General features: G+C 73.7%; 24 protein-coding genes. 13 read left to right on the top strand and 11 right to left on the bottom strand.

The window, feature by feature from the left end:
- Positions 1-82 precede the first annotated feature (82 nt).
- Together CCO04_RS20710 and CCO04_RS29910 are read left to right on the top strand one after the other, a co-directional pair.
- Complete coding sequence (locus CCO04_RS20710) at positions 83-859, top strand: helix-turn-helix domain-containing protein (protein ID WP_215816041.1); 777 nt, start codon at positions 83-85, stop codon at positions 857-859.
- Between the two features lie 27 nt (positions 860-886).
- Positions 887-1,930: an NADP-dependent oxidoreductase gene (locus CCO04_RS29910; RefSeq protein WP_215816040.1), complete on the top strand. Its 1,044-nt coding sequence runs from the start codon at positions 887-889 to the stop codon at positions 1,928-1,930.
- A gap of 7 nt (positions 1,931-1,937) precedes the next feature.
- Here CCO04_RS29910 and CCO04_RS29905 read toward each other — a convergent pair whose 3' ends face one another.
- Together CCO04_RS29905 and CCO04_RS20695 are read right to left on the bottom strand one after the other, a co-directional pair.
- Positions 1,938-2,627: a septum formation family protein gene (locus tag CCO04_RS29905; protein ID WP_215816039.1), complete on the bottom strand. Its 690-nt coding sequence runs from the start codon at positions 2,625-2,627 to the stop codon at positions 1,938-1,940.
- Positions 2,624-3,220 (bottom strand): hypothetical protein, encoded by a 597-nt coding sequence (locus CCO04_RS20695; protein WP_215816038.1) that lies wholly within the window; start codon positions 3,218-3,220, stop codon positions 2,624-2,626. Before CCO04_RS20695 ends, CCO04_RS29905 begins: the two co-directional genes overlap by 4 nt.
- A 110-nt stretch (positions 3,221-3,330) precedes the next feature.
- Here CCO04_RS20695 and CCO04_RS20690 point away from each other — a divergent pair, with 110 nt between their 5' ends.
- Positions 3,331-3,927 (top strand): TetR/AcrR family transcriptional regulator, encoded by a 597-nt coding sequence (locus CCO04_RS20690; protein WP_215816037.1) that lies wholly within the window; start codon positions 3,331-3,333, stop codon positions 3,925-3,927.
- On the opposite strand, the gene CCO04_RS20685 is transcribed toward CCO04_RS20690, so the two are convergent.
- Positions 3,890-4,843 (bottom strand): alpha/beta hydrolase, encoded by a 954-nt coding sequence (locus CCO04_RS20685; protein WP_215816036.1) that lies wholly within the window; start codon positions 4,841-4,843, stop codon positions 3,890-3,892. The genes CCO04_RS20690 and CCO04_RS20685 overlap by 38 nt on opposite strands.
- A complete protein-coding gene (locus tag CCO04_RS20680; RefSeq protein ID WP_215816035.1) occupies positions 4,840-5,787 on the bottom strand; it encodes an SDR family NAD(P)-dependent oxidoreductase in 948 nt (315 codons plus the stop codon). Before CCO04_RS20680 ends, CCO04_RS20685 begins: the two co-directional genes overlap by 4 nt.
- Before the next feature lie 115 nt (positions 5,788-5,902).
- On the opposite strand from CCO04_RS20680, the gene CCO04_RS20675 reads away from it, so the two are divergent.
- From CCO04_RS20675 to CCO04_RS20665, 3 genes are read left to right on the top strand one after another with little or no spacing between them, the layout of a single operon-like run.
- Entirely contained in the window at positions 5,903-7,849 is a 1,947-nt protein-coding gene (locus tag CCO04_RS20675) for an NAD(P)/FAD-dependent oxidoreductase (protein ID WP_215816034.1), read from the top strand.
- Between the two features lie 14 nt (positions 7,850-7,863).
- Positions 7,864-9,312: an MFS transporter gene (locus CCO04_RS20670; protein ID WP_215816033.1), complete on the top strand. Its 1,449-nt coding sequence runs from the start codon at positions 7,864-7,866 to the stop codon at positions 9,310-9,312.
- Positions 9,309-10,292, top strand: coding sequence for an alpha/beta fold hydrolase (locus CCO04_RS20665; protein ID WP_215816032.1), 984 nt, complete (start codon positions 9,309-9,311; stop codon positions 10,290-10,292). The genes CCO04_RS20670 and CCO04_RS20665 overlap by 4 nt, the downstream gene beginning before the upstream one ends.
- A 2-nt stretch (positions 10,293-10,294) precedes the next feature.
- On the opposite strand, the gene CCO04_RS20660 is transcribed toward CCO04_RS20665, so the two are convergent.
- Positions 10,295-10,900, bottom strand: a complete 606-nt coding sequence (locus CCO04_RS20660; protein WP_215816031.1) for a TetR/AcrR family transcriptional regulator — start codon at positions 10,898-10,900, stop codon at positions 10,295-10,297.
- Positions 10,901-11,015: 115 nt separating this feature from the next.
- On the opposite strand from CCO04_RS20660, the gene CCO04_RS20655 reads away from it, so the two are divergent.
- Positions 11,016-11,801 carry an SDR family NAD(P)-dependent oxidoreductase gene (locus CCO04_RS20655; RefSeq protein ID WP_215816030.1) on the top strand — a complete coding sequence of 262 codons (786 nt, stop codon included), beginning with the start codon at positions 11,016-11,018 and terminating at the stop codon, positions 11,799-11,801.
- Between the two features lie 54 nt (positions 11,802-11,855).
- On the top strand, positions 11,856-12,839 hold the full coding sequence (locus CCO04_RS20650; protein ID WP_215816029.1) for a diiron oxygenase: 984 nt from the start codon (positions 11,856-11,858) through the stop codon (positions 12,837-12,839).
- Positions 12,840-13,000: 161 nt separating this feature from the next.
- Here the strand turns inward: CCO04_RS20650 and CCO04_RS20645 are convergent, their stop codons facing one another.
- Together CCO04_RS20645 and CCO04_RS20640 are read right to left on the bottom strand one after the other, a co-directional pair.
- Positions 13,001-14,002 (bottom strand): cation diffusion facilitator family transporter, encoded by a 1,002-nt coding sequence (locus tag CCO04_RS20645; protein ID WP_215816028.1) that lies wholly within the window; start codon positions 14,000-14,002, stop codon positions 13,001-13,003.
- On the bottom strand, positions 13,999-14,727 hold the full coding sequence (locus tag CCO04_RS20640) for a PaaX family transcriptional regulator C-terminal domain-containing protein (protein WP_215816027.1): 729 nt from the start codon (positions 14,725-14,727) through the stop codon (positions 13,999-14,001). Before CCO04_RS20640 ends, CCO04_RS20645 begins: the two co-directional genes overlap by 4 nt.
- A gap of 102 nt (positions 14,728-14,829) precedes the next feature.
- Here CCO04_RS20640 and CCO04_RS20635 point away from each other — a divergent pair, with 102 nt between their 5' ends.
- Positions 14,830-15,663 (top strand): NAD(P)-dependent oxidoreductase, encoded by an 834-nt coding sequence (locus tag CCO04_RS20635; RefSeq protein ID WP_215816026.1) that lies wholly within the window; start codon positions 14,830-14,832, stop codon positions 15,661-15,663.
- Positions 15,660-16,034: a hotdog fold thioesterase gene (locus tag CCO04_RS20630; RefSeq protein ID WP_215816025.1), complete on the top strand. Its 375-nt coding sequence runs from the start codon at positions 15,660-15,662 to the stop codon at positions 16,032-16,034. The genes CCO04_RS20635 and CCO04_RS20630 overlap by 4 nt, the downstream gene beginning before the upstream one ends.
- A gap of 18 nt (positions 16,035-16,052) precedes the next feature.
- Here CCO04_RS20630 and CCO04_RS20625 read toward each other — a convergent pair whose 3' ends face one another.
- Entirely contained in the window at positions 16,053-16,661 is a 609-nt protein-coding gene (locus CCO04_RS20625) for a hypothetical protein (protein ID WP_215816024.1), read from the bottom strand.
- A gap of 28 nt (positions 16,662-16,689) precedes the next feature.
- Positions 16,690-17,895 carry a cytochrome P450 gene (locus CCO04_RS20620; RefSeq protein WP_215816023.1) on the bottom strand — a complete coding sequence of 402 codons (1,206 nt, stop codon included), beginning with the start codon at positions 17,893-17,895 and terminating at the stop codon, positions 16,690-16,692.
- Positions 17,896-18,026: 131 nt separating this feature from the next.
- On the opposite strand from CCO04_RS20620, the gene CCO04_RS20615 reads away from it, so the two are divergent.
- Entirely contained in the window at positions 18,027-18,578 is a 552-nt protein-coding gene (locus CCO04_RS20615) for a TetR/AcrR family transcriptional regulator (protein ID WP_215816022.1), read from the top strand.
- A gap of 29 nt (positions 18,579-18,607) precedes the next feature.
- On the opposite strand, the gene CCO04_RS20610 is transcribed toward CCO04_RS20615, so the two are convergent.
- Positions 18,608-19,948, bottom strand: a complete 1,341-nt coding sequence (locus CCO04_RS20610) for a TIGR04338 family metallohydrolase (protein ID WP_215816021.1) — start codon at positions 19,946-19,948, stop codon at positions 18,608-18,610.
- Positions 19,949-20,068: 120 nt separating this feature from the next.
- Between CCO04_RS20610 and CCO04_RS20605 the strand changes: the two genes are divergently transcribed.
- On the top strand, positions 20,069-20,788 hold the full coding sequence (locus tag CCO04_RS20605; protein WP_215816020.1) for a hypothetical protein: 720 nt from the start codon (positions 20,069-20,071) through the stop codon (positions 20,786-20,788).
- A gap of 36 nt (positions 20,789-20,824) precedes the next feature.
- Here CCO04_RS20605 and CCO04_RS29900 read toward each other — a convergent pair whose 3' ends face one another.
- The gene (locus CCO04_RS29900; protein ID WP_215816019.1) at positions 20,825-21,967 is read right to left on the bottom strand and encodes a CDP-glycerol glycerophosphotransferase family protein; all 1,143 of its coding nucleotides are present in this window, start codon (positions 21,965-21,967) and stop codon (positions 20,825-20,827) included.
- Between the two features lie 80 nt (positions 21,968-22,047).
- Here CCO04_RS29900 and CCO04_RS20595 point away from each other — a divergent pair, with 80 nt between their 5' ends.
- A complete protein-coding gene (locus CCO04_RS20595) occupies positions 22,048-22,710 on the top strand; it encodes a DapH/DapD/GlmU-related protein (protein WP_257750788.1) in 663 nt (220 codons plus the stop codon).
- Positions 22,711-22,719 lie beyond the last annotated feature (9 nt).

The following is a 22,719-nucleotide window of genomic DNA, read 5'->3' as shown; positions in this document are numbered from 1 at the left end:
AACGCTGGACCCGGTGGGTGCCGTACGGCCATGACCTCCGAGGTCATGGGGACGGTGCCGCCGGCTCCCTAGGGTGGAGCCCATGACCGCCGTCGCCGAGAGCCCGCGGGTCGGGCCGATGCTCCGGGAGTGGCGCGAGCGCCGCCGCTACAGCCAGCAGGAGCTGTCGAACCGCTCGACCGTCTCGACGCGCCACCTGAGCCGGGTCGAGACCGGCCGCGCGCACCCGACGCCGGAGATGATCCTGCACCTGGCCGACAACCTGGAGGTGCCGCTGCGCGAGCGCAACCGGCTGCTGCTGGCGGCCGGCTACGCCCCGCGCTACGAGGACCGCGCCTGGGACGACGCCGCGCTCGCGGTCGTCATGGACGGCCTGCGCAACCTGCTCGACGCGCACCTGCCCTACCCGGCCCTGCTCCTCGACGACCACTGGGACGTCGTCGACGCCAACGCCGCGGTCGCCGCGCTCCTCGACGGCTGCGCACCCGCCCTGGTCGAGCCGCCGGTCAACGTCGTCCGGCTCTGCGTCCACCCCGAGGGGCTCGCCCCGCGGATCGAGAACCTGGACCAGTGGGCGGCCCACCTGCACCACCAGGTGGTGCACCGCGCCGAGCGCACCCACGACCCCCGCCACCGCGCGCTGGCGGCCGAGATCGCGGAGCTGCGCGGCGGCGTACCGCGCTCGGACCCGGCGGCGAGCGGGCCGGTGGTGACGATGCAGCTGCGGCGGGGGGAGCGGACGCTGCGGATGTTCAGCACCTCGGCCCAGCTGACCACGGCGACCGACGCGGCGCTGGAGGGTCTGCACCTGGAGACCTTCCTGCCGGCGGACGAGGAGACCCGCGCGTTCTTCGGCTGAGTGGGACCGGCTGGCTAGATTCGACGCGTGCCCACGAACCGGACGTCCACCCAGATCCGTCTCGCCGCCCGCCCGGTGGGCGAGCCCGCCGACAGCGACTTCGCCGTCGTCACCGACGAGGTGCCCGAGCTCGCCGAGGGCCAGGTGCTGCTGCGCACGGTCTACCTCTCGCTCGACCCCTACATGCGCGGGCGGATGAGCGACGCCAAGTCGTACGCCGCACCCGTCCCGGTCGGTGGGGTCATGGTCGGGGCGACGGTGTGCGAGGTGGTCGAGAGCCGCTCGGAGCGGCGGGCGGTCGGGGACCTGGTGCTGGCCTACACGGGGTGGCAGACGCTGGCCGCGGCCGATGCGCGCCACACGCGCCGGCTCGACCCGGCGGCGGCGCCGGTGTCGACGGCGCTGGGGGTGCTGGGGATGCCCGGCTTCACGGCGTACGCCGGGCTGCTCGAGATCGGCCGTCCCCAGGAGGGCGAGACGGTCGTGGTCGCCGCGGCGACCGGCCCGGTGGGCTCGGCCGTGGGCCAGATCGCCCAGCTCAAGGGGGCGCGCGCGGTGGGCATCGCCGGTGGTCCGGACAAGGTGCGGGCGCTGACCGAGGAGTTCGGCTTCGACGTGGCGCTCGACCACCGCTCGCCGACCTTCCGTGAGGACCTCGCGGCGGCGACGCCCGACGGGATCGACGTCTACTTCGAGAACGTCGGCGGCCAGGTCGCCGAGGAGGTGAGCCGGCGGCTCAACCTCTACGCGCGGATCCCGGTCTGCGGGCTGGTCGCCGACTACAACGCGACCTCCGCGCCCGAGGGGCCGGACCGGCTGCCGGGGTTCATGGGCCGGGTGCTGCGGCTGAGCCTGACCGTGCGCGGGTTCATCCAGAGCGAGTTCGAGCCGACCCTGCAGGAGCCCTTCCTGCGCGACATGGCCGGATGGGTGCGCAAGGGCGAGGTCCGCTACCGCGAGGACGTCGTCGAGGGGCTCGAGAACGCGCCCGAGGCGTTCCGCGGGCTGCTCGTGGGCCGCAACTTCGGCAAGCTGCTGGTCCAGGTGGGCGCGGACCCGACCCAGGCCTAGGCCCGGGCTAGCGGCGGCTGTCGCGCAGCGAGCCGGTCAGCGGCTCGCCCGCCGGGTCGCCCACGATGCAGGCGACGTAGCGGTTGGGCTCGGCCCAGGTGACCGCGTCGGGGTAGTAGCTGAACGTCGTGAGTGCCGAGCGCGCGCGGTCGACGCCGACGTAGTCGCGGAACAGGCGACCCTCGCAGCGCTGGGCGACGCGCTCGACCGCGGCGTCGCCGGGGTAGGCCCCGGCCGGGAGGGGGACCTGCGCGTAGACCTCCGCGTCGTGCGTGCTCCCGCAGGGGACGACCCGGTCGCGGCTGGTCTCGTCGCCGAGGACGACGCAGGTGGACGCGGTGAGGACGTCATAGCTGACGACCGCCGCGGGGTTGGCGTTCTCGAGGGGGCGGGCGACCCGGCCGTCCTCCAGGGAGCCGAGGCCGAGACCGAGGTAGACGTAACCGAGGAGCACGAGCGAGCCCGCGGCGACCGCGTTGATCGCGAGCGCCGCCACCGCCAGCGAGACGGGGGTGCGGTCGGGCCGGCGGCTGCGGCGGTCGTCGGCGAGGATGTCGAGGGCGATCTTGGTCGAGTAGAGGTTGCCGAGGTAGCAGCAGCTCACCAGGGACAGGCCGAGCGCCCAGCCGGCCGCCGAGGTGCCCGGGCGCGACGGGGAGTCGCTGCCGGCCGCGAGGTCGCGGAAGTCGTCGCTCACGCGCCCCGGCCCCCGATCGGCTCGTGGAGCGAGGTGCCGTCGGCGCGCAGCAGCAGGCACGCATAGGTGTCGCCGTACGACGCCCGGTCCGGGTCGCCGTCGAGGACCACCAGGACGTCGTAGCGGGCCGACTCGGCCGCCGAGAGGTAGGGCTCGGCGTACCGGTTCGCGCAGATCTCGGCCCCCGACCGGAGCGCGAAGGACTCGGCCTGGCTGTAGTCGAGCGTCCCCGTCACGGCGACCTCGGCCAGGTGCGCCTCGCTGCAGGAGCGGGACCCGAAGGCGACGTCCTCGGTGGCGAGGTCGTCCAGGTCGAAGCCCGGCGAGACGCAGTCGCCGACCGCGAGGTCGTCGACCGGGCGCACGTTGTCGCGGAACCAGCTCCCCAGCCACAGTCCGCCGATCATCGCCACGATGCCGAGCCCGCCCCCGATCACGCCGAGCACGGCGCACCACCGGCCCCGGCTCCGTCCGGACCCGGTCCGGCGCAGGCCGCGCACCCCCAGCACGAGCGCGACCGGCGCGAGGACGAGCGTCCCCACGAGCAGGAGGGAGGCGACCGCGCCGCGGTCGTACTCCACAGGTCGATTCATTGCCCCTCCTTGCCCGTCCCCGGGTGGGGCCGGGCAAGTGTGGCACAACGAACCGGTCCGGTGCAGGTCCTCGCGCTGGTCGTCGTGGACCCGGACCCTAGACTGGGAGTATGGAAATCGTACCCGCGCCGCGTCCGTCCCTCCGGGAGCAGCAGAAGCGGCAGACCCGGGCGACCATCCTCGACGCCGCGGCCGAGCTGATCGGCGCGCAGGGCTTCCGCGAGACCACCATCGACGACATCGCCAAGGCCGCCGGCGCGAGCCGGGCCACGCTCTACTCCTACTTCCCGAGCAAGGACCTCATCGTCCGCGAGATCGTCATCGAGCTCTGGAACGAGGCCGAGACGCTCTACCGCGTCTTCGGCAACCTCGAGGAGTGGACCCGGGAGAGCATCGGCGGCTGGGTCGAGCACCTGGTCGACGCCTGGGAGGCGAGCGCGGTCCGGCTGCGGGTGCAGAACTCCGGGCTGGTCCGCTACGACGACTTCTACGTCGACTACCACCGCCGGTTCGTCACGGCGCTGACCGCGAACGCCGCGCTGTGGGCGCGCTTCGACGAGGACGACGTGCCGCGCCGGGCCCTGGTGCTCATCGGTGGGCTCGCCACGTTCATGAACACCTGGTTGGTCCGCGGGTGGGAGACCGACCGGCCCGGCGCGGTGGCCACGCTCACCGACGTGTGGTGCGCGATCCTGCGCGTGCCGTGAGCTTGGCCCGCACCAGCCCGCCGATCTCGGCGAGGGCGAGGCGGGCGCGCTCGTGCCGGTCGGCGTGCATGAGGAAGCCGTGGGCGACCCCGGGGTACCGCAGCAGCGCGACCTGGGTGCCCGCGGCGCGCATCCGCTCGCCGTACTCCTCGGCGCCGTCGCGCGCGGGGTCGTGCGAGGCGGTGACGACGATCGCGTCGGCCAGGCCGGAGAGGTCGCGCGCCAGCGTCGGTACGCCGTACGGGTGGTCGCGCTCGGGGTCCGGCCCCAGGTAGAGGCTGGTCGCCCAGGCGAAGTCGCCCGCGGTGATGATCGGCCCGTCGGCGTGCTCGCGCACCGAGGGACGGGTGTCGTCCCGGTCGATCCCGGCGTAGAGGTGCAGCTGGAAGACCAGGGGCGTGCCGCCCTCGTCGCGGGTGCGCAGCGCGACGCCGGCCGCGAGCGTCGCCCCGGCGCTGTCGCCGGCCACCGCGATCCGGCCGGCGTCGACGCCGAGCTCGGCGGCGGCCCCGGCGAGCCATTGGACCGCGAAGTAGGCCTCCTCGGTGGCGACCGGGTAGACGTGCTCGGGCGCGAGCCGGTAGTCGACGCTGACCACGACCGCCCCGGAGGCCTCGGCCAGCAGCCGGGCCAGCACGTCGAAGTCGTCGATGCTGCCGATGACCATGCCGCCGCCGTGGAAGTAGGCGATCGCGGGCAGGCCCGGCTCCGCGCTGGGCCGGTAGACCCGCAGCCGCAGCGGGCCGTGCGGCCCGTCGACGACGCGGTCCTCGACGTGGTGCATCGCCGGTCCCTCGCGCCGGGGCAGGGCGGCGAGGGCGGCGCGCGAGGCCTCGATGCCGGCGACGTGCATCGGCACCCAGGTCTCGCCGCGCCCGGCGAGGTAGGCCGCGACGTCGGGGTCGAGGGCGGTCATCGCGCACCCGCCTTGCCGGTCACGTCGGGGGAGACCTTGACGGCCGCCCAGTCGGCCCGCGCCTGCGGGCCCATCCGGCCGACGAAGGCGTCGAGCTGGGCCCACAGCGAGCGGGCGACCAGCACCTGGTCGGGCTCCTCGGGAGCGAGTACCTGGTCGATGAGGGCCGGCCAGGCCTCGGGGACGTGGGCGTCGGCGTACGCGCCCGGGGTCTCGGCCTGCACCACCCGGCTGACGAGCCCGCCGCCGACCGCGAACGCCTCGCCGCTCAGCGGGGTGTCCGCGTGGAGCAGGTACGCCGCGAACGCGGCCACCGCCTCGGGCGGGAAGTGCGCCTCGATGAACGCGCCGAAGCCGGGCTGCTCGATGCCCGCCGTGGAGCGGGTCCACGCCGCGGGCAGGATCGCGTTGGCCCGGAGGCCGGCGGGCCGCCCGAGGATCGCCTGGGTGCGGGTGAGCGAGAGGATCGCGCCCTTCGCGGCGGCGTACCCGGGCATCGCGGGTGCGCCGTAGCTGCCGTTGGAGGAGATGTTGAGGATCCGCCCGGCGCCGCTCGCGACCAGGTGCGGCCAGGCCGCCTCGCTGATCCGGTGCGCGCCGCGCAGGTGCACGTCGACCTGGGTGTCGAAGTCCCCGCCCGCGCCGGCGTTGTTGACCACCACGTCGAGCCGCCCGAAGGCGGCGACCGCGGCCTCGACGATCCGCTCGGCCTCGGTGACGACGTCGCCGGTCACGCCGACGGCGGTGGCGCCCTCGGCGGCGAGGAGCGCGACGGCCTCGTCGGTGGCGGGGGCATGGGTGCCGCCGGTCCAGTCCCGGCCGAGGTCGTTGACCACGACCCGGCACCCGCGCGCGGCGAGCCGCCGGGCGTAGGCGAGGCCGAGGCCGAAGGTCGAGACACCGGTGACGAGAGCGACCTGGCCGTCGAAGCGCAGCTCTTGCATGGGATTCCTTTCGAAAGACTCTCGATACGAAAACCGAGACGAGAGTCTGGACAGTAGTCGAAGAGTCCACCTAATGTCCTGGCTCACACCGAACGCGTCCCCAAGGAGTCCTCTCGTGTCCGTCGTCGTCCACGACCACCTCGCCGCCTCGCCGGGAGCCGCCGCGCCGCCCGCCGCCGCGGACCTGCGCGCGCACCTGGAGCACGCCGATCCGGCCGTCCTCCTCGCCGTCCTGGCGCAGCTGACCCGGGACCCGGCGGTGCTCGACGAGCTCGGCCCCCGGATCGCGCACGTCCCGGACCCGCCCGAGATGGCGGGCCGCACCGACGCCGCGACGGCCGCGGAGGTCGTCGACCGGCTGGTCGCCGCGCTGACCGCACCGGAGGTGCCGGCGGCCGCCGGCGGCCCGGCGCCCGACGACCTCGCCTTCTTCACCCGGCTCGTGCCGATCGCGATGGGCCTCACCCCGGCGCCGGAGTACTACCCGATGCTGCTGGAGCAGGGCGGCTTCCGGCGGGCCCAGCCGGTGGTGCCGCGCACCCGGCCGCTGCCGGAGTCGGTCGACCTGGCGATCCTCGGCGGCGGGCTGGCCGGCATCGCCGCGGCGCTCACCGCGCAGCGCGAGGGCGTGCGCTACCGGATCTACGAGCGCAACGACGAGATCGGCGGCACCTGGCTGACCCAGACCTATCCCGGCGTCGGCGTGGACACGCCGTCGTCGTACTACTCGCTGTCCTCGCACATCAACCCGGACTGGTCGAGCTACTACCCCAAGGGCGGCGAGTACCAGGACTACCTGCGCGAGGTCGCCGACCGGCACCTCCTCCGCGAGCACGTCGCCTTCGGCACCGAGGTCGAGGGCCTGGTCTGGGACGACGACCGTGCCCGCTGGCGGATCACCGTCACCGACGCCGACGGCACCCGGGTCGAGGAGGCCGCCGTGGTGCTGACCGCGCTCGGCTACCTCAACCGGCCGCAGTACCCCTCCGCTCCGGGCCGCGAGCGGTTCGCCGGCCTGAGCGTCCACTCCGGCGAGTGGGACCCCGCGCTCGACCTCACCGGCAAGCGCGTCGCCGTGGTCGGCGCCGGCTGCACGGCCGCCCAGATCGTCGACGCGATCCAGGACGACGTCGCGCACCTGACCCTCTTCCAGCGCCAGCCGCACTGGGTGGCGCCGCGCAAGCGCGACAGCGACGACGTCCCCGAGCACCACCGCTGGCTCGGCCGGCACGTGCCGTTCTACGCGAGCTGGCTGCGGCTCAAGGCGTTCTGGGGCTCGGCCGACAACGGCTACCCGGTCGTGCTGGTCGACGAGGAGTGGGCCGCCACGCACCAGTCGATCTCGCCGGCCAACGACATCCTGCTCCAGGACTGCCTGGCCTACATCGACCGGACGTTCGGGGCCGGCTCCGAGCTCGCCGCCAAGGTGACCCCCGACTTCGCGCCCTTCGGCAAGCGGATCATCCGCGACCCCGGGCGCTACTACTCGGCGCTCACCCGCGACCACGTCGACGTCGTGGCCGCTGAGCCCGCCGAGATCACCGAGCGCGGCATCCGCACGCCCGAGGGCGAGCTGGTCGAGGTCGACGTCATCGTCTACGCCACCGGCTTCCACCTCGACTTCCTCTCCGGGCTCGACATCCGCGGCCGCGACGGCGTCCGCCTCGTCGACGAGTGGGCCGGCAACGACCCGCGCGCCTACCGCGGCGGCACGGTGCCCGGCTTCCCCAACCTGTTCGTCGCGAACGCGCCCAACGCCAACCCCAGCCACGGCGCGGGCAACAACTTCGGCATCGAGGTGACGGTGCACTACCTCTTCGAGTGCCTGCACCTCCTGGCCGAGGAGGGGGCCCGCGCGCTCGAGCCGACCCGCGCCGCGTACGACGAGTACGTCGCCCGGATCGACGCCGACATGGAGCGCACCGTCTGGCGGCACACGCCGACTGCGCACACCTATTACCGCAACGCGCAGGGCCGGGTGATCCTCGCCTGCCCCTGGCGGCTGGTCGACGTCTGGACCGAGCACCGCGCCCCCGATCCCACCCACTTCACCCTCCGCTGAAAGCGAGCCCGCTCATGTCCGTCTCGACCTCCGACGGCGCCGGACGCGCGTCCGTCGCCGATCCCGGCCACCGCTCGACCCGCTCCTGGGTCGGGGTGCTCCTCGTCCTGCTGCTCCTGACCGAGCAGTCCGCGCTCGGCTTCTCCCTCATCGCTCCGGCGCTGCCGCAGGTCGCCGCGGAGTTCCCCGGCAGCCAGGTGGTCTGGGTGATGACCGCGTTCACCCTGTCCGGGGCGGTCGCCTCGCCGATCATCGGCAAGCTCGCGGACCGCTACGGCAAGAAGCGGATGCTCGTGGTCACCGCGGCCGTCGGTGCCGTCGGCGCCCTGGTCTCGGCGACCGCGCCGACCTTCGAGATCCTCGTCGCCGGGCGCTTCCTGTCGGGCATCGCCTTCGCCTGCATGGCGCTGGGCTACACGCTGATCCGCGACACCTTCCCGGTCCGGATGCAGTCGATCTCGATCAGCATCGCCAACACCGGTGTCGGCGCGGTCGGCGTCGGCTCGCTCCTCGTCGCCGGCGTCCTCATCGACCACCTCGGCATGCGCTCGGTCTTCTGGTTCGCCTTCGGGTTCTGCGCCGTCGGCGCGCTGCTCGCCGCGATCGTCGTGCCGGAGACGCCGATCCGCTCGCGCTCGCGGATCGACTGGCTCGGTGCGGCGCTGGTGACCGCGAGCATGTTCGTCGTCATGTTCGGCCTGTCCCGCGGCAAGGTGTGGGGGCTGTTCGACTCCCGCACGCTGACCTTCGTCGCGATCGGCCTGGTCGGCTTCGCCGTGTGGGTGTGGTGGGAGCGGCGCACGCCCGAGCCGCTCATCCGCCTCGACCTCTTCGCCAACCCGGCGCTGCGCTGGACCGTCATCGCCGGCGGCATCGCGTACGGCGCCACGACCCTCCTCGCCACGCTCATGCCGATGCTGCTCCAGGCGCCGGCCTCCACGTCGTACGGCTTCGGGCTGAGCGCGACCGCGATGGCCGGCTGGCTGCTGCCGGGTCAGCTCGCGATCGTGGCCAGCGGCTTCGTCGTCGGCGCCACCGCGCGCTCGCTCGGCTTCCGCAACCACCTCACGCTCGGGGCGGTCGCGATCGCCGTCGCCGCGCTCGTGCTCGCGACCGTGCCGACCGTTCCCGCGGTGATGGTGCTGGTCTGGGTGGTCTTCGGCCTCGGCTGCATGATCTACGCCGCCGTGCCCAACCTGACCCTGCTGACCCTGCCCGAGACCGAGCGCGCCGTCGGGTCGAGCTTCGTCGGCGTCGCGCAGACCATGGCCGGCACGTTCATCTCCACGATCGGCTTCACCGTGCTGGCCCACCACGTGCTCGCCGCCGGCCCGACCGGCGTGGTCTACGAGGAGTCCGGCTTCCAGGCCGCCTTCCTCGTTGCCGCGGCCGCCGCCGCGATCGGCGCCGTCGTCTCGCTCGCGGTCCCGCGCGGGCTCCAGCAGCGAGGCGCGCAGCGGTGAGCGCGCTGCTCCCCGAGCCCCGGTACGTCGACACCAACGGCGTCCGGCTGGCGGTCCACGAGGCCCGGCCCACCGGGCGGGCGCGGGACGTCTGTGTCGTGCTGTGCCACGGCTTCCCCGAGCTGGCGCTCTCGTGGCGCCACCAGATGCAGCCGCTGGCCGACGCGGGCTTCCACGTGCTGGCGCCCGACCTGCGCGGGTACGGCGGCTCGACCGGGCCGGCCGAGCCCACGTCGTACAGCATCCGGGAGACGACGGCCGATGTCGCCGGGCTCGTCGCGGAGGCGGGCTACGAGCGGGCGGTGGTCGTCGGCCACGACTTCGGCGGCATGGTGTCGTGGTGGATGCCGCACCTGCACCCGGAGCGGGTGGCGGGCGTGGTCACGCTCAACACGCCCTTCGGCTACTCCCGGGATCACCCCCTGGAGGCCAACCTGGCGGCGTTCGGGCCGGACAACTACATCGCGCACTTCCAGACGCCCGAGCTCCAGGCGCTGCTGGAGAAGGACCCGGCGCGGACCTTCCGGTTCTTCTTCCGCCGCGACACCGGCGCCGGGACGACGCTCTCGGCGACCGGGCGCCACGACGCCGACGCGATGGCCTACAGCCACCGGCTCGCCGACGACGAGGACACCTGGCCGGGCGAGGTGCTGCTGGACGACGCCGAGCTCGCGGCCTACGCCGAGGTCTTCGGGCGCACCGGCTTCGGCGGGCCGCTCGGGTGGTACCGCAGCATCGAGGAGACCTGGCGGGTGCAGAACGAGCTCTACCCGGACGGCGTGATCCCCAGGCTGACGGTGCCGGCGCTGATGATCGCCGCGCGCCGGGACCCGATCTGCCACCCTGACCGCACCGACGACCTGCTGCTGCGGGTCGAGGACCTCGAGCGGCGGATGGTCGACACCGGCCACTGGACCCAGCAGGAGGACCCCGAGGGGGTCACCGCGATCCTGCTCGCGTGGCTGGACCGGCACTTCTGAGGTCAGACCAGGCCCGCGGTGAGGGCGCGCAGGCACCGGACGGCGAGCTCGACCGGTGCCTGCGGCTCGTCGCTCTCGGCCCAGGTCTCGAAGGCGAGCCGGATGGCGTCGGTGGCCGCGGCGGCGACCAGGGCCAGGTCGACCGGGTCGGTGTCCGGAGCGAGCCGGGCGAGGATCGGGCGCAGCTGCCGCTCCGAGTCGAGGTTGACCCGGTACCAGACGGCGGCCAGCGCGGCGTCGTCCGCCGCGGCCCGCAGCAGGCCGCGGACCCAGGGGAGGCCGGGGTCGTCGTCCCCGCTGGCCACGGACGCCCGCACCGCGGCCTCGACCGCCGCGAGCAGGGGAGTGCCGGGCGCGGTCGCCGCCAGCCCGGCCCGCCAGGCGTCGCCGCCGACGCTGAGCAGCGGGGCGACGGCGTCCTCCTTGGTCCGGCTGTAGCGGTAGAAGGTGCGCAGCGCGATCCCGGACGCCTCGGCGATCGCCTCGGCCGTCGTCCCGGCCGCGCCGCGCTCGGTGAACAGCCGGGCCGCCGTCCGGGCGATCTCCAGCTGGGTGGCGGCCTTGCGGCGCTCGGTCAGCGAGCCCGACGTCCCCGGTGTCTCGGTCACGGAAAGAGCCTAGCGTTCTCGTGCCGGATGGGCATATTGTGCAGAACTGGCACGTTGTGCCAGATGGAGCGATGACGACGAGCGCCACCGCGACGACAGCGAAGGAGATGCAGTGATGAACCGATACGAGGGACGTCGGGTCCTGGTCACCGGTGGCGGTTCGGGCATCGGCCAGGCGACCGTGCTGCGGATGCTGGCCGAGGGCGGCCGGGTCGTGGCCGCCGACGTGAGCGAGGCCGGTCTCGCCGACACGACCACCCGGGCGGGCGAGGCGGCCGACCGGCTGACGACCGTCGTGATCGACGTGGCCGACGAGGCCTCGGTCCGGGCGGGTGTCGCGCAGGCCGTCGAGGCGCTGGGCGGGCTGGACGCCGTCGTCAACGCCGCGGGCATCCTGCGCTCCGCGCACACCCACGAGATGAGCGTCGACGCCTTCGAGAAGGTGCTGCGGGTCAACCTGGTCGGCACCTTCCTGGTCATCCGCGAGGCCGTCCCGGCCCTGCTGGAGGGCAACGGCGCCGCGGTCGTCAACTTCAGCTCGACCTCCGCGCAGTTCGCCCACCCCTACATGGCGGCGTACGCCGCGAGCAAGGGCGGCATCCAGTCGATGACCCACGCGCTGGCCTCCGAGTACGCCCAGGCCGGCATCCGGTTCACTGCCGTCCAGCCCGGCTCGATCTCCTCGGGGATGACCGACGGCAGCGGCCAGAGCAAGCAGAGCGCGGGCCCCGGCCTGCCCGAGGACGCCGACATGAGCCTGTTCATGAAGCTCGCCCCGGCCCTGGGTCAGGGCTTCGCCGGTCCGGAGACCGTGGCCGGCGTCGTGGCGATGCTCGCCAGCGACGACGGCGCCTTCATCACCGGTACCGAGGTCCGTATCGACGGCGGCACCCACTTCTGATCCGGTACGGCGGGGTGGGTTGCGTTAGGTGTTACCAGCGGTAGCATCAAGTCCATGAGTGGTGTCGCGGTCAAGCAGGGCGTCAACCAGGGTGCGTACGAGGCGATGCTCCGGACGTTGTCCGAGGCATCGGTGGAGCACCACTTCGACGCCTTCACCGACATCGCCTGGGACGACCCCGAGCACGCGATCGACCCCGCCGACCCGCGCTGGATCCTGCCCGACGTCGACCCGCTGGGGCGTACCCAGTGGTACCGCTCGCTCCCGCGGGAGCGGCAGATCGAGGTCGGCTTCTACCGCCAGACCAACGTGGTCAAGGTGGGCCTGCAGTTCGAGCAGGTCCTCATCGCGGGCCTGATGATGTACTGCCTCGACCTCCCCAACGGCCGGGCCGAGTTCCGCTACTCCACGCACGAGGCGACGGAGGAGTGCCACCACACCCAGATGTTCCAGGAGTTCGTCAACCGGACCGGCCTGGACGTCCCCGGTGCGCACAGCCTGTTCCGGACGCTCGGCCCCTTCCTGCCGCTCGCCGCCAAGCACCTGCCCTTCATCTTCTTCATCGGCGTGCTCGGCGGCGAGGAGCCGATCGACTACGTCCAGAAGGTCATGCTCCGCTCGGGTGCCGAGATGCACCCGCTGCTGCACCGGATCAGCCAGATCCACGTGGCCGAGGAGGCGCGCCACATCGGCTTCGCCCACCAGTACCTCGAGCACCGCGCGCCGCACCTCAACCGCTTCCAGCGCGGGTTCGCCTCGGTGCTGACGCCGGTCCTGATGCGGGTGCTGTGCGACGCCATCGTGGTGCCGGGGCCCAAGGCCGTGCGCGACATGGGCATCCCCAAGGAGGTCGTCCGCGAGGTCTGGTGGGGGAGCCAGGAGTCGCGCAAGTTCCTGCGCGACATGTTCGGCGACGTCCGGATGCTCGCCGAGGAGACCGGGCTGATGAACCCGGTCGCACGCCGGATCTGGCGTGCGATGGGTATCGCCGGGCGGCCCAACCGCTTCCGCAGCGAGCCGGCGCCGGCCGCCGACTAGTAGGGCATGTCTCTCAAGTCCGCGCCTGCTGCGCGGTGTTTGCGACTCGATCTGGCGGCGTTGTCGCAGACTCGACGGGCCTCCGGCCCGCCTTCGCTGCTCCGCCTTGCCAGATCGGCCGCAAACACCGCTCGCGACGGCGCGGACTTGAGAGACATGCCCTAGGTCGACGGGCTCTCCTGCGGGTCCTCGTACCAGTCGGGCAGCGCGGCGGGCCGCAGGTCGGTCTCGTCGTCCGGCCGGGTCAGCGTGAGCACGGCGCGCACGATCTCGGGCCGCTCGTGCAGGTCGTCGGCGATGGCGGCCAGGCGCGCGGCGACGTCCGACTCGGGGGCGTCGCCGACCACGTCGACGGCGGCGACGAGGAAGATCCGGTCCGCGCCGACCCACTCCATGTGCAGGTAGCTGACCCGCGCGATGTCGCGGTGCTCCAGCAGCCCGTGCAGGACGACATTGCGGGCCAGCGGGGTGACCGCTTCGCCGGTCAGGAAGTCCATGTTGCGCCGGATCAGGAACAGCGCGACCAGGCCCAGCAGGACGCCGACCACGATCGAGCCGAGCGCGTCCCAGATCGCGTCGCCGGTCAGCTGGTGGAGCAGGATGCCGGTGAACGCGACGACCAGGCCGACCAGTGCCGCGGAGTCCTCGGCGACCACGGCGCGCAGCATCGGGTTCGACGTGACGTGCAGGTAGCGCATCGGCCGCAGCCGGCGCGGGGCTGCCGCGGCGCGCGCCTGACGCAGGGCCTGCAGGAACGAGGTGCCCTCGAGCACGAACGCGATCGCGAGCACCACGTACGCCCACGTGTACGACGGCGTCTCGGCCTCGGCGCCCAGCGACTGGACGCCGTGCCACACCGACACGGCCGCGCCCACCGTGAACAGCCCGAACGCCGCGAACATCGACCAGACGTAGCCGGCCCGCCCGTACCCGAGCGTGTGCTCGTCGTCCGGCGGCCGGGCGCTCTGTCGCTCACCGACCAGCAGGAACACCTCGTTGCCGGCATCGGCCCACGAGTGCGCCGCCTCGGCGACCATCGACGCCGACCCGGTGACCACCGCGGCGACGGTCTTGGCGATCGCGATGAGGGCGTTGGCGGTCAGGGCGACGAGGACGGTGAGCAGGCTCTCGTTCGGCTGCGCGGGAGCCTCGGGCGTGGTCACCCCACCATTGTGCGGCGCATGTCGACCACCCACTGCTTGTAGGCGACGTGGGAGGCCCGCAGCGCGTCGCCCGGCCAGTCGGCGGGCAGCAGGTCGGCGGGCAGCACGGGGTCGGTGAGCAGGTGCCGTCCCGAGGTGGCGCACGCGGTGAACCGGAGCACCGGGTCGTCGGTCGCGGTGGCGTCGAGGAGCGCGCGGGCGGTGCGGGCCCAGGCGTCGAGGTCCCAGAGCCGGGCGGCCAGCGCAGCCGGGTCGGTGACGGGGGCGCCGGTGAAGCGGTCGCACACCTCCTCGACGGCGTCGGGCCAGGCCAGGTCGAGGTTGGCGGGCCGGGTCCACAGGCCCTCGCGGAGCTCGGCGAGGCGCAGCTCGGCCAGCGTCGTGCGCAGGTCGGCGCGCTCGCTCGCGGTGCGCCCGGCGGTGGTGACGGCGACCAGCTCCCAGGCGCCGTCCCACGGGCGGAGCGAGGGGTGCGCGGCCTGCTCCTGGCGGCGCTGCCGGACGACGAGCCGCTCGGAGAGCCGGTAGCCCCCGTCGTCGTCGCGGACGAGGTCCCCGGCGGCGCTCATCCGCGACAGCGCGACCCGCACGGTCGGCTCCGCGAAGCCCACGACCGAGGCGGCCGCGACCAGCTCGCGGGTGGAGAGCCGGGGCACCTCGGCGCCGAGCAGCAGGGTGAGCAGCGCGGAGCGGGTGGAGACGGGCTTGAGGTCGGAGGCAGCCATGACCCGGCCGATATTACAAGCCGCCGACGGCTGTGCGGGATCTGTTGTGATCTATGTCTAACACTCTTGGCGCGGTTGTCGAGGGTGTGTAACGGTGCCGCCATGAGCGAGAAGCGACTTGCGGGGCGGACCCTGATGATGTCCGGCGGCAGCCGGGGGATCGGGCTGGCGATCGGGCTGGCGGCGGCGCGCGAGGGGGCGAACGTCGTCCTCCTGGCCAAGACCGACGTGCCGGACCCGCGGCTGCCCGGCACCGTGCACACGGCGGCGGCCGAGATCGAGGCGGCCGGCGGCCAGGCGCTGGCCGTGGTCGGCGACGTGCGCGACGAGGCCTCGGTCGAGAACGCCGTGGCCCGCGCGGTGGAGCGCTTCGGCGGGATCGACATCTGCCTCAACAACGCCTCGGCCATCGCGCTCGACGGCACCGAGGCGCTGCCGGTCAAGAGGTTCGACCTGATGACCCAGATCCAGCTGCGCGGCACCTACCTGCTCACCCGGGCGTGCCTGCCGCACCTGCGGGCCGGTACCAACCCGCACGTCCTCTCGCTGAGCCCGCCGCTCAACATGTCCCCGGAGTGGCTCGGCAAGCACCCCGCCTACACGCTCGCCAAGTACGGCATGTCGCTGCTGACCCTCGGCTGGGCGGCCGAGTACGCCGAGGCCGGGATCGCCGCCAACTGCCTGTGGCCCGAGACGCTCATCGCGACCGCGGCGGTGCAGAACCTGCTCGGCGGTGACGACGCGATCGCCAAGGCCCGCACGCCCGCGGTCGTCGCCGACGCCGCGATCGAGATCCTGACCCGTCCCTCGCGCGAGTTCACCGGCCACGCCGTGCTCGACGTCGAGGTGCTCCGCGAGACGGGCGTCACCGACTTCTCGGGGTACGGCGGCACCGGCGAGCTGGAGTACGACATCTTCGTGGACGGCCCCCGATGAGCGCCCCCCGCGACGCGTACGCCGCCACGCTCGGCGTCGACGTCACCGGCCACGGCGGCGGGCGCGCCGAGGCCCGCGTCGTCGTCACCGGCGACCACCTCAACCCGCACGGGACCGCGCACGGCTCGTTCCTGTTCTCGCTGGCCGGCATCGCCCTGGCCGCGGCGGCCAACGACGCCGAGCACTCCGGCGTGGTCAGCGCGGTGCAGATCGACTACGTCCGCCCGGCGCGACCCGGGGACGCGCTCGTGGCGACCGCCGAGGTCGCCGAGCGGCTGGCCAAGGAGGACATCTTCGTGATCCGGGTGACCCACGGCGACGAGCTCGTCGCCCGGGCGACCGGGCGGGCGAACCGGCGGGTGCGCGCCTAGGGCGTGCTCCCCAGCCGCTCAGCGGCGGTGCCGGCGGACCTTGGCCCGCACCTTGTGCCGCGCCTGCTGGGTGGCCTGGGCCGTCGCGACGTCGATGAGGCTCTGCGGGACCGGGTCGGTGAGTGCGGCCGCGGTCGCGGCGGCCTGGGCCTGGTCCGCGGCGGTCTGGGCGGCGACGGGAGTGGCCTGCTCGACGGCGACCTCGCCCGCGATCTGCGTGGCGAGCGCGTCGGCGGCGGCCTGGGCCTTGCGCTCCGCGCAGGCGCGGGCCTTGGCCCGGGTGGCGCGGGTGCAGCTGCGCTCGGCGGTCTGGGTGGCCCGGCCGGTAGAGCTCGCGGTCGCCGTGCTCGACCGGGTGGCGCTCAGGTAGACGTAGCCGCGGCCCTTGGCCCGGTGCCAGTGGCCGTGGTGGCGCTTGCGCACCTTCACGACGACGGTCTGCCGGTAGGCCCGCGCGCTGCGGGTCGCGGTGACGGTCGCGCTCCGGGTGACGCTGACCGTCGCGCTGCGCGTCGCCGTGACCTTGACGTCGGCGGCGGCGGCCTCGGCGGGGGTGGCCAGGGACGGCGACGCGAGCAGGGCGAGGCTCGTGGCGAGCACGGTCAGGGCACGACGAGGAGAGGGCACCGCGGCAGCGTGCCCGCCCCGCCGCGGGTCAAACCAGCCGCAGCCGCAGCCGCGCGTGCCGGCGCACGAAGATGCTCGGCACCCAGGCCGCAGCCTCCTCCTCGGGACCGTCGAGGGTGAACGACGTGGTCCGGGTGAGCAGCGCGTGGATCGCCACGGTCGCCTCGAGCCGGGCGAGCGCGGAGCCCACGCAGAAGTGCGTCCCGCGCCCGAAGGCGAGGTGCCGGCGGACGCCGGCGCGGCCCAGGTCGAGGGCGCCGGGCTCCTCGAAGCGGGCCGGGTCGCGGTTGGCCGCACCCCACAGGAGCAGCAGGCTGCTGCCGGCCGGGAGGTCGACGCCGCCCAGCGTGGTGTCGGCGAGGACGTGCCGGTAGTGCCCGCGGAAGGGCGACTCCAGGCGCAGGCACTCGTCGAGGAACGGGTCGATCAGGTCGGGCTGGGCGCGCAGCAGGCGCTGCAGGCAGGAGTCCGTCGCCAGCCGCCGGGCGGCCGTGGCGAGCAGGCCCGCGGTCGACTCGCCGCCGGCGCCGACGAGCTGCAGCAGGACCAGGACCGCCGTACCGGGTTCGAGGTCGCCGACCTGGCACGCGACGGCGAGCTCGCCCATGAGGTCGTCGCCGGGCCGGTCGAGCGCCTCGTCGAAGCGGGCGGCGAGGTAGGCGTGCAGCTCGAGCGAGGCGTTGATCGTGGCGTCGAGCCGGTCGCCGTCGACCCAGCCGCCGAGCATCTCGGTGCTGTCGTAGGCCCAGCGCAGCAGCGCGGGCACGTCCGCGGGCGCCAGCCCGATCAGCTCGGCGACGAGAGCGAGCGGCAGCCGGTCTGCGACGTCGCGCGCCCAGTCGACGGTGCCGCCCGCGCAGTACGCCGACCACAGCCCGTCGACCTGCTCCTGGACGGAGGTCTCCAGCGCCCGGATCCGGCGGCCGAGCGTGGCGAGCACGGCGGAGCGGTGCAGCCGGTGCGCGGGATCGTCGGCGGTGGCCAGGACCTGCTCGACGGTGCCGCCGCCGTCCATCGGCAGCGCCGCGGCCGACCCGTCGGCCCGGCGCAGGAGCACCGAGCGCAGGTGCGAGGAGTAGGTCTCGGGTGCGCCGAGCACCTCCTGGACCAGGTCCCACGACGAGACCAGGTGGAAGCCGGTCGCGCCGACCCGGTGCACCGGCGCCGCGGCCCGCAGCCGGTCGAGCGCCGGGTACGGGTCGTCGATGAGCGCGGGGTCGAAGACGTCGAACATGGCTCCAGCGTCGGGCCGGGTCCCGGCGCCGTCAACGGGAGCGGACAGGCCGGACCCGGAGGCCGGTGCCGGTGTCTCATCCGCCGCCTGGAGGTGGCGCGTGAGTGTCTCGTCACGAGATGCTTCGCCGCATGACGCAGGAGGACTGGCTGATCGACGGGCGACGCCGGGACGCCGCCGTCCGCCGGGTGCACCGGGCGGCGCGCGAGCTGTTCCTGGAGCGCGGCGTCGAGCGGACCACGGCGGACGCCGTCGCCCGGCGGGCCGGCTGCTCACGGGCGACCTTCTACCGCCTGGTCGGCAACCGGGCGGCTCTCGTCGACGCGCTGCTCACCGCCGGCGCCGCGAGCGTGGTCGCGCAGGTCGAGGCGGCGACGGCGGGTCTCACCGGCGCGGCCCGGGCGACCGAGGCGATCGTGACCGCGGCCGAGGCGATCCGGGCGGACGCCGTCGTCGCCGCCTGGCTGCGCGACCGGGCGAGCCTCGACGACGTCCTCGGCGGCCCCGAGGGCATCACCGCGCTGGCGCGCACGCTCACCGGTGCCGCCCGGCCGGGCACCGCCGACGGCGAGTGGATCGTGCGCTCGGTGCTGGCGCTGGTGGCGATGCCGGGCCGCGACGGTGCGGTCGAGCGCGAGCTCGTGGCGTCGTACGTCGTCCCGGGACTGGGACTGCCGGGCTAGAGCGTGCCGTCGACCGCGGTGGCGGCCGGCTACCGCGGCTGATCGATGGCCCGCTCGGTGCCCAGCCGGGCCCGAGCGGCGGCGCGCGTCCCGGCGTCCCGCGAGCCCGGCGCGGCCTGGGCCGCCGAGGCGGTGCCCTTCCAGGTGCCGCGGATGTCGTGCTCGCGCTGCATCCGGCCGAAGTAGTCGACCACCTCGACCTCCTTGGCCCGCAGCGCGAGCTCGGTCGAGGTCGGCCCCTCGGCGACCGGGGCGTCGGCCGCGACCGCGGCGGCCCGCTCCTGGGCCCGGGCGGCCGCCAGCCGCTCGCCGACGTGGTCGGCCCACGCCTCGTAGAACGCCGCCCGCGCCGTCGACCCGTGCACCGGCCGCACCTCCCAGCGCCGCCGCCGCGCGTCCCACACCTGGCGCTGGTCGGCCTTGTGGGCGCCCGAGCGCAGGTGAGCGTCGCCGTCGGCGACCATCTGGGTGACCAGCGAGGCGTAGAGCGCCTTGACCACCGCGAGGTCGGAGGGGAAGCCGTAGAGCGTCACCCGGGTGTTGCTCGTGTAGATCGCCACCCGCACGTCGTTGGCCCGCGCGATCTCGAGCACCAGCCGCACGTAGCGCGCCAGCGAGCGCTTGCCGGACTCACCGATGAGGACCGTCTCGTAGGCCGGGTCCTCGCGCTGCTCCTCGGCGCCCGCCGTCGCCCGCGCCACCGCCAGCGCGATCTGGTGCCGGGTCGCCAGCGCCTGCGCCTTGGCGAAGAAGGCGTCGCGCTCGGCCGTGTTGCTCGTCCGCTCGGCCTGACGCAGCAGCCGCCCGATGCGCAGCAGCGTGCGGTCCTCGCCGTCGACCCCCGTGTCGAGCCCGGTCAGCCGGTAGGCGGTGTGGAGCAGGTCGGCCTGGACCGGCTGCCCGATGTCCTCGAGCAGCCGCAGGTACGTCGTGCGGAACTCCCGCCCGTGCCCCTCGGCCGGGTTGAGGTGGTGGGCCAGCTCGTGCAGCACCACCGCCGCCCGCAGCGACCACGCGCCGCCGACCTCGCGCGGCGGGATCGCCATCACCCCGCGCAGCGGGAGCTCGTCGTACTCGTAGTGGGCGCGCGAGCGTCCGCGCCGGGCCCGGACCACGACCGGGATGCTCGCGCGGTCGAGGCCCGCGCCGTCGTCGTACCGGCTGGCGATGGCGGTCAGGTGGGCGAGCACCCGGTCGACGTACGCCTGGACGGCGGTGGGGTCGGAGAACCGCACCTCGACCTCGGGCTCGAACGCCTGCACGCTCGCCCCCACCCGGACCCGGACCGGCTCGCCCGGCGCCCGGCTCGCGTCGTCGAGCCAGCCGGCGAAGAGGTCCTCGGCGGCGTAGACGTCACGCGTGTCGGGCATGGTCGAAGCCTCTCAGGTCCCGCCGACATATTCCGGGACCGGTCGGGGTAGCCTCCGCTGGCGGCAAACGCCGCGAAGGTTCACCACAACTCAATTCCGGGGACTCCCATGAACATGAACATGAAAGCACTGCGCCGCGTCGTCCTGATGGTCGTCGCGCTCGTGGCGAGCTCGCTCTCGCTCGTCACCGTGTCGTCGGCGCCCGCGAGCGCCGACACCTACAACGGTGCCGTCGACGTCCGGGCGACCGTCGCGGTCCGCGAGGGCGGCACCGCCACCGTCGAGGCTCAGGTCTACTTCACCGCTCCCGACAACGAGGACTACCTCGTCTCGGCCGGCACCGCCCGCCTCGAGCAGCTCGCCTACGGCTCGTCGACCTGGGCCGCCGTGAGCACCCAGACGATCACCACGTCGACCAACAAGCTGACCTGGACGGTCCGCCCGGCCAAGACCACGAAGTACCGCGTCGTCTACTCCGGCGGCACCTACACCTACCCGAGCGAGACCGTCGTCTGGACGCCGGCCACCTCGGCGCCCGTGTCGGTCGGCGTCGCGCGCAACCTGCACGACAAGTACAAGAAGCGCACCAAGGTCTTCAGCGGCAAGGTCACCTCCTACGGCCGCAAGCCGGTCATGATCCAGAAGACGACCTGCGCCACCCCGAAGGCCGCGACCTGCAAGTGGACGAAGTTCCGCACGGTCAAGACCAACGCCAAGGGCGCCTGGTCCGTCAAGCTGCCGTTCAAGCGCACCAAGACGACCTTCCGGGCGGTCGTCAAGCCGGGTGCCGGCTACATCACCAGCTACTCCAACTGGGTCATCAGCACCCAGCTTCGCTGACCGTCTCAGCACAGCCAGCCGGAGCCGCCTGACCCGTCAGGCCGACTCCTCCAGACCGGCTTCGGGGCTCGCGCCCCGGAGCCGGTCGCGCTTTTCGACCAGCGCCGTGACCGCCTCGACGAAGCGGACGGTGCTGTCGCCCACCCCGTTGTCGTCGAAGTAGTGGTGCCGCATGGCCGCCCGCGCGATGCGGTGCTCGTCGTGGGCGAGGCGGTCGGTGAGCAGTGCGGTGAGGCCGGGGAGGTCGGCGGTGTCGATGACGTCGGCGCAGCGGCTGACGGGGACCTCCTGGCGCAGGCGCTCGGCGTCGTGGTGGCGGTCGGTGATGAGGATCGGCTTGTCGGTCTGGAGGTAGAGCCAGTCGAGGCCGACCGAGGAGACGTCGGTGATCATCGCGTCGCAGCCGGGGAAGACGGCGAGGATGTCGCCCTGCCAGATCGCGGCGTGGCCGGCCTCGGGCTCGGCCTCGGCGGCGCGCTCGACGAGCTCGAGGATGGCCTGGTGGGCCTCGCGGATGGCGGGGGTCTGGCTCGTGGTGACCTTGGGGTGCGGCTTGTAGACCAGCCGTACGTCGGGCACCGCGAGGACCGAGCGGGCGATCTCGACGCCGAAGACGTCGACCGAGGTGTAGTCGTTGTAGTCCGCGTCGCCCTCCCAGGTCGGCGCGTAGAGCACCGTACGACGCTCGCTCGGCGGCACCAGCGGAGCCGGGCGCAGGTCGAGCTGGGGGCGGCCGATGCGGACCAGGCGCGACTCGTCGAGCTCCATCAGGGCCGCGCGGTGGCGCAGCACGGCGGCCTCGCCGGCGACGAAGACGCGGTCGTAGGCCTTGGCGTTGTTGGACACCATGCTCTGCTTGTCGCTCTCGCCGTGGTTGATGTGCACGTGCAGCATCCGGCCGTCGAGCAGCGAGTTGAAGTTGAGCATCGAGTTGTTGCAGTAGAGGACGACCTTGGCGTCGAGCTCGTCGTAGGTCGCGGCGAGGTCGGCGAAGCCCAGGGCGAGGTGCAGCGGCAGCGAGGTGCGCTCCTCGAGGAGCGCCCGGGTGTCGGCGTCGCGCACCAGGAGCGCGACGGGATGGGTGTCATCGAGCCGTTCGAGCACGGGCAGCCACTGGAGGAGCTGGTAGACCCGGGTCGGGTCGTCGGCGAAGTAGGCGATGACGTGGGGCTTCTGCACTCCCGGATTTTACGGCCCCGAACGGGGTGCGAACGAACCGGAGAACCCCCGCCAAGGTTGCATTTCGGTAACCTCCACCGGTGCCCGATCTCCGGCGTCCGCTCCACCGCCTGCTCAACCGCTCGATCCATGCTGCCTGGCGCTGGGCCGAGCACGTGGGCGACGTCTCGCCGGGCACCGACCTGGCCGACCGGTTCGGGACGTTCGGGCCCGGCGCGTGCCTGGCCTTCCCGCTCTCCGACGTGGTCAACGCGAGCGCGATCCACATCGGGCGGGACACCCTGATCGGCAAGTACGCGACGCTCTCGGTCGGCTACGGGCCGACCCAGGAGGTGCTCCCCGAGCGCGGCCTGGTGGTCGGCGAGCGCTGCGTCCTCGGGGCGCGCATCTGCATCACCGCGCACGAGTCGATCGAGATCGGCGACGACGTGTGGTTCGGGCAGGACGTCTTCGTCTCCGACGCCAGCCACGGCTACCAGGACCCCGAGGTCCCGGTGGGCCGCCAGTTCGGCGCGCACCAGCCCGTCTCCATCGGTGCCGGCACGTGGATCGGGCACGGCGCCATGATCCTGCCGGGTACGACGATCGGCCGGAACGTCGTCGTCGCGGCGGGCTCCGTGGTGCGCGGCGACGTACCGGACCACAGCGTCGTCGGGGGAGTGCCGGCCAAGCTGATCCGACGCCTCGAGCCGGGGGCCGGCTGGGTCCGGGTGCGCGAGGACGCCCCCGCCGTCAGCGGGTGAGTCCGGCCC

Source organism: Pimelobacter sp. 30-1 (genome assembly GCF_018831735.1).
In the GTDB taxonomy this organism is placed as follows: Bacteria; Actinomycetota; Actinomycetes; order Propionibacteriales; family Nocardioidaceae; genus Nocardioides.
The sequence above is the reverse complement of the archived record's forward strand: the minus strand, read 5'-3'. Positions and strand labels throughout refer to the sequence as shown.

What these genes read in the sequence shown, in the direction of transcription:
- CCO04_RS20710 (WP_215816041.1), top strand. Translation starts at nt 83, where the DNA reads ATGACCGCCGTCGCCGAGAGCCCGCGGGTCGGGCCGATGCTCCGGGAG.
- CCO04_RS20695 (WP_215816038.1), bottom strand. Translation starts at nt 3,220, where the DNA reads ATGAATCGACCTGTGGAGTACGACCGCGGCGCGGTCGCCTCCCTCCTG.
- CCO04_RS20690 (WP_215816037.1), top strand. Translation starts at nt 3,331, where the DNA reads ATGGAAATCGTACCCGCGCCGCGTCCGTCCCTCCGGGAGCAGCAGAAG.
- CCO04_RS20685 (WP_215816036.1), bottom strand. Translation starts at nt 4,843, where the DNA reads ATGACCGCCCTCGACCCCGACGTCGCGGCCTACCTCGCCGGGCGCGGC.
- CCO04_RS20680 (WP_215816035.1), bottom strand. Translation starts at nt 5,787, where the DNA reads ATGCAAGAGCTGCGCTTCGACGGCCAGGTCGCTCTCGTCACCGGTGTC.
- CCO04_RS20670 (WP_215816033.1), top strand. Translation starts at nt 7,864, where the DNA reads ATGTCCGTCTCGACCTCCGACGGCGCCGGACGCGCGTCCGTCGCCGAT.
- CCO04_RS20655 (WP_215816030.1), top strand. Translation starts at nt 11,016, where the DNA reads ATGAACCGATACGAGGGACGTCGGGTCCTGGTCACCGGTGGCGGTTCG.
- CCO04_RS20650 (WP_215816029.1), top strand. Translation starts at nt 11,856, where the DNA reads ATGAGTGGTGTCGCGGTCAAGCAGGGCGTCAACCAGGGTGCGTACGAG.
- CCO04_RS20640 (WP_215816027.1), bottom strand. Translation starts at nt 14,727, where the DNA reads ATGGCTGCCTCCGACCTCAAGCCCGTCTCCACCCGCTCCGCGCTGCTC.
- CCO04_RS20635 (WP_215816026.1), top strand. Translation starts at nt 14,830, where the DNA reads ATGAGCGAGAAGCGACTTGCGGGGCGGACCCTGATGATGTCCGGCGGC.
- CCO04_RS20630 (WP_215816025.1), top strand. Translation starts at nt 15,660, where the DNA reads ATGAGCGCCCCCCGCGACGCGTACGCCGCCACGCTCGGCGTCGACGTC.
- CCO04_RS20620 (WP_215816023.1), bottom strand. Translation starts at nt 17,895, where the DNA reads ATGTTCGACGTCTTCGACCCCGCGCTCATCGACGACCCGTACCCGGCG.
- CCO04_RS20615 (WP_215816022.1), top strand. Translation starts at nt 18,027, where the DNA reads ATGACGCAGGAGGACTGGCTGATCGACGGGCGACGCCGGGACGCCGCC.
- CCO04_RS20610 (WP_215816021.1), bottom strand. Translation starts at nt 19,948, where the DNA reads ATGCCCGACACGCGTGACGTCTACGCCGCCGAGGACCTCTTCGCCGGC.
- CCO04_RS20605 (WP_215816020.1), top strand. Translation starts at nt 20,069, where the DNA reads ATGAAAGCACTGCGCCGCGTCGTCCTGATGGTCGTCGCGCTCGTGGCG.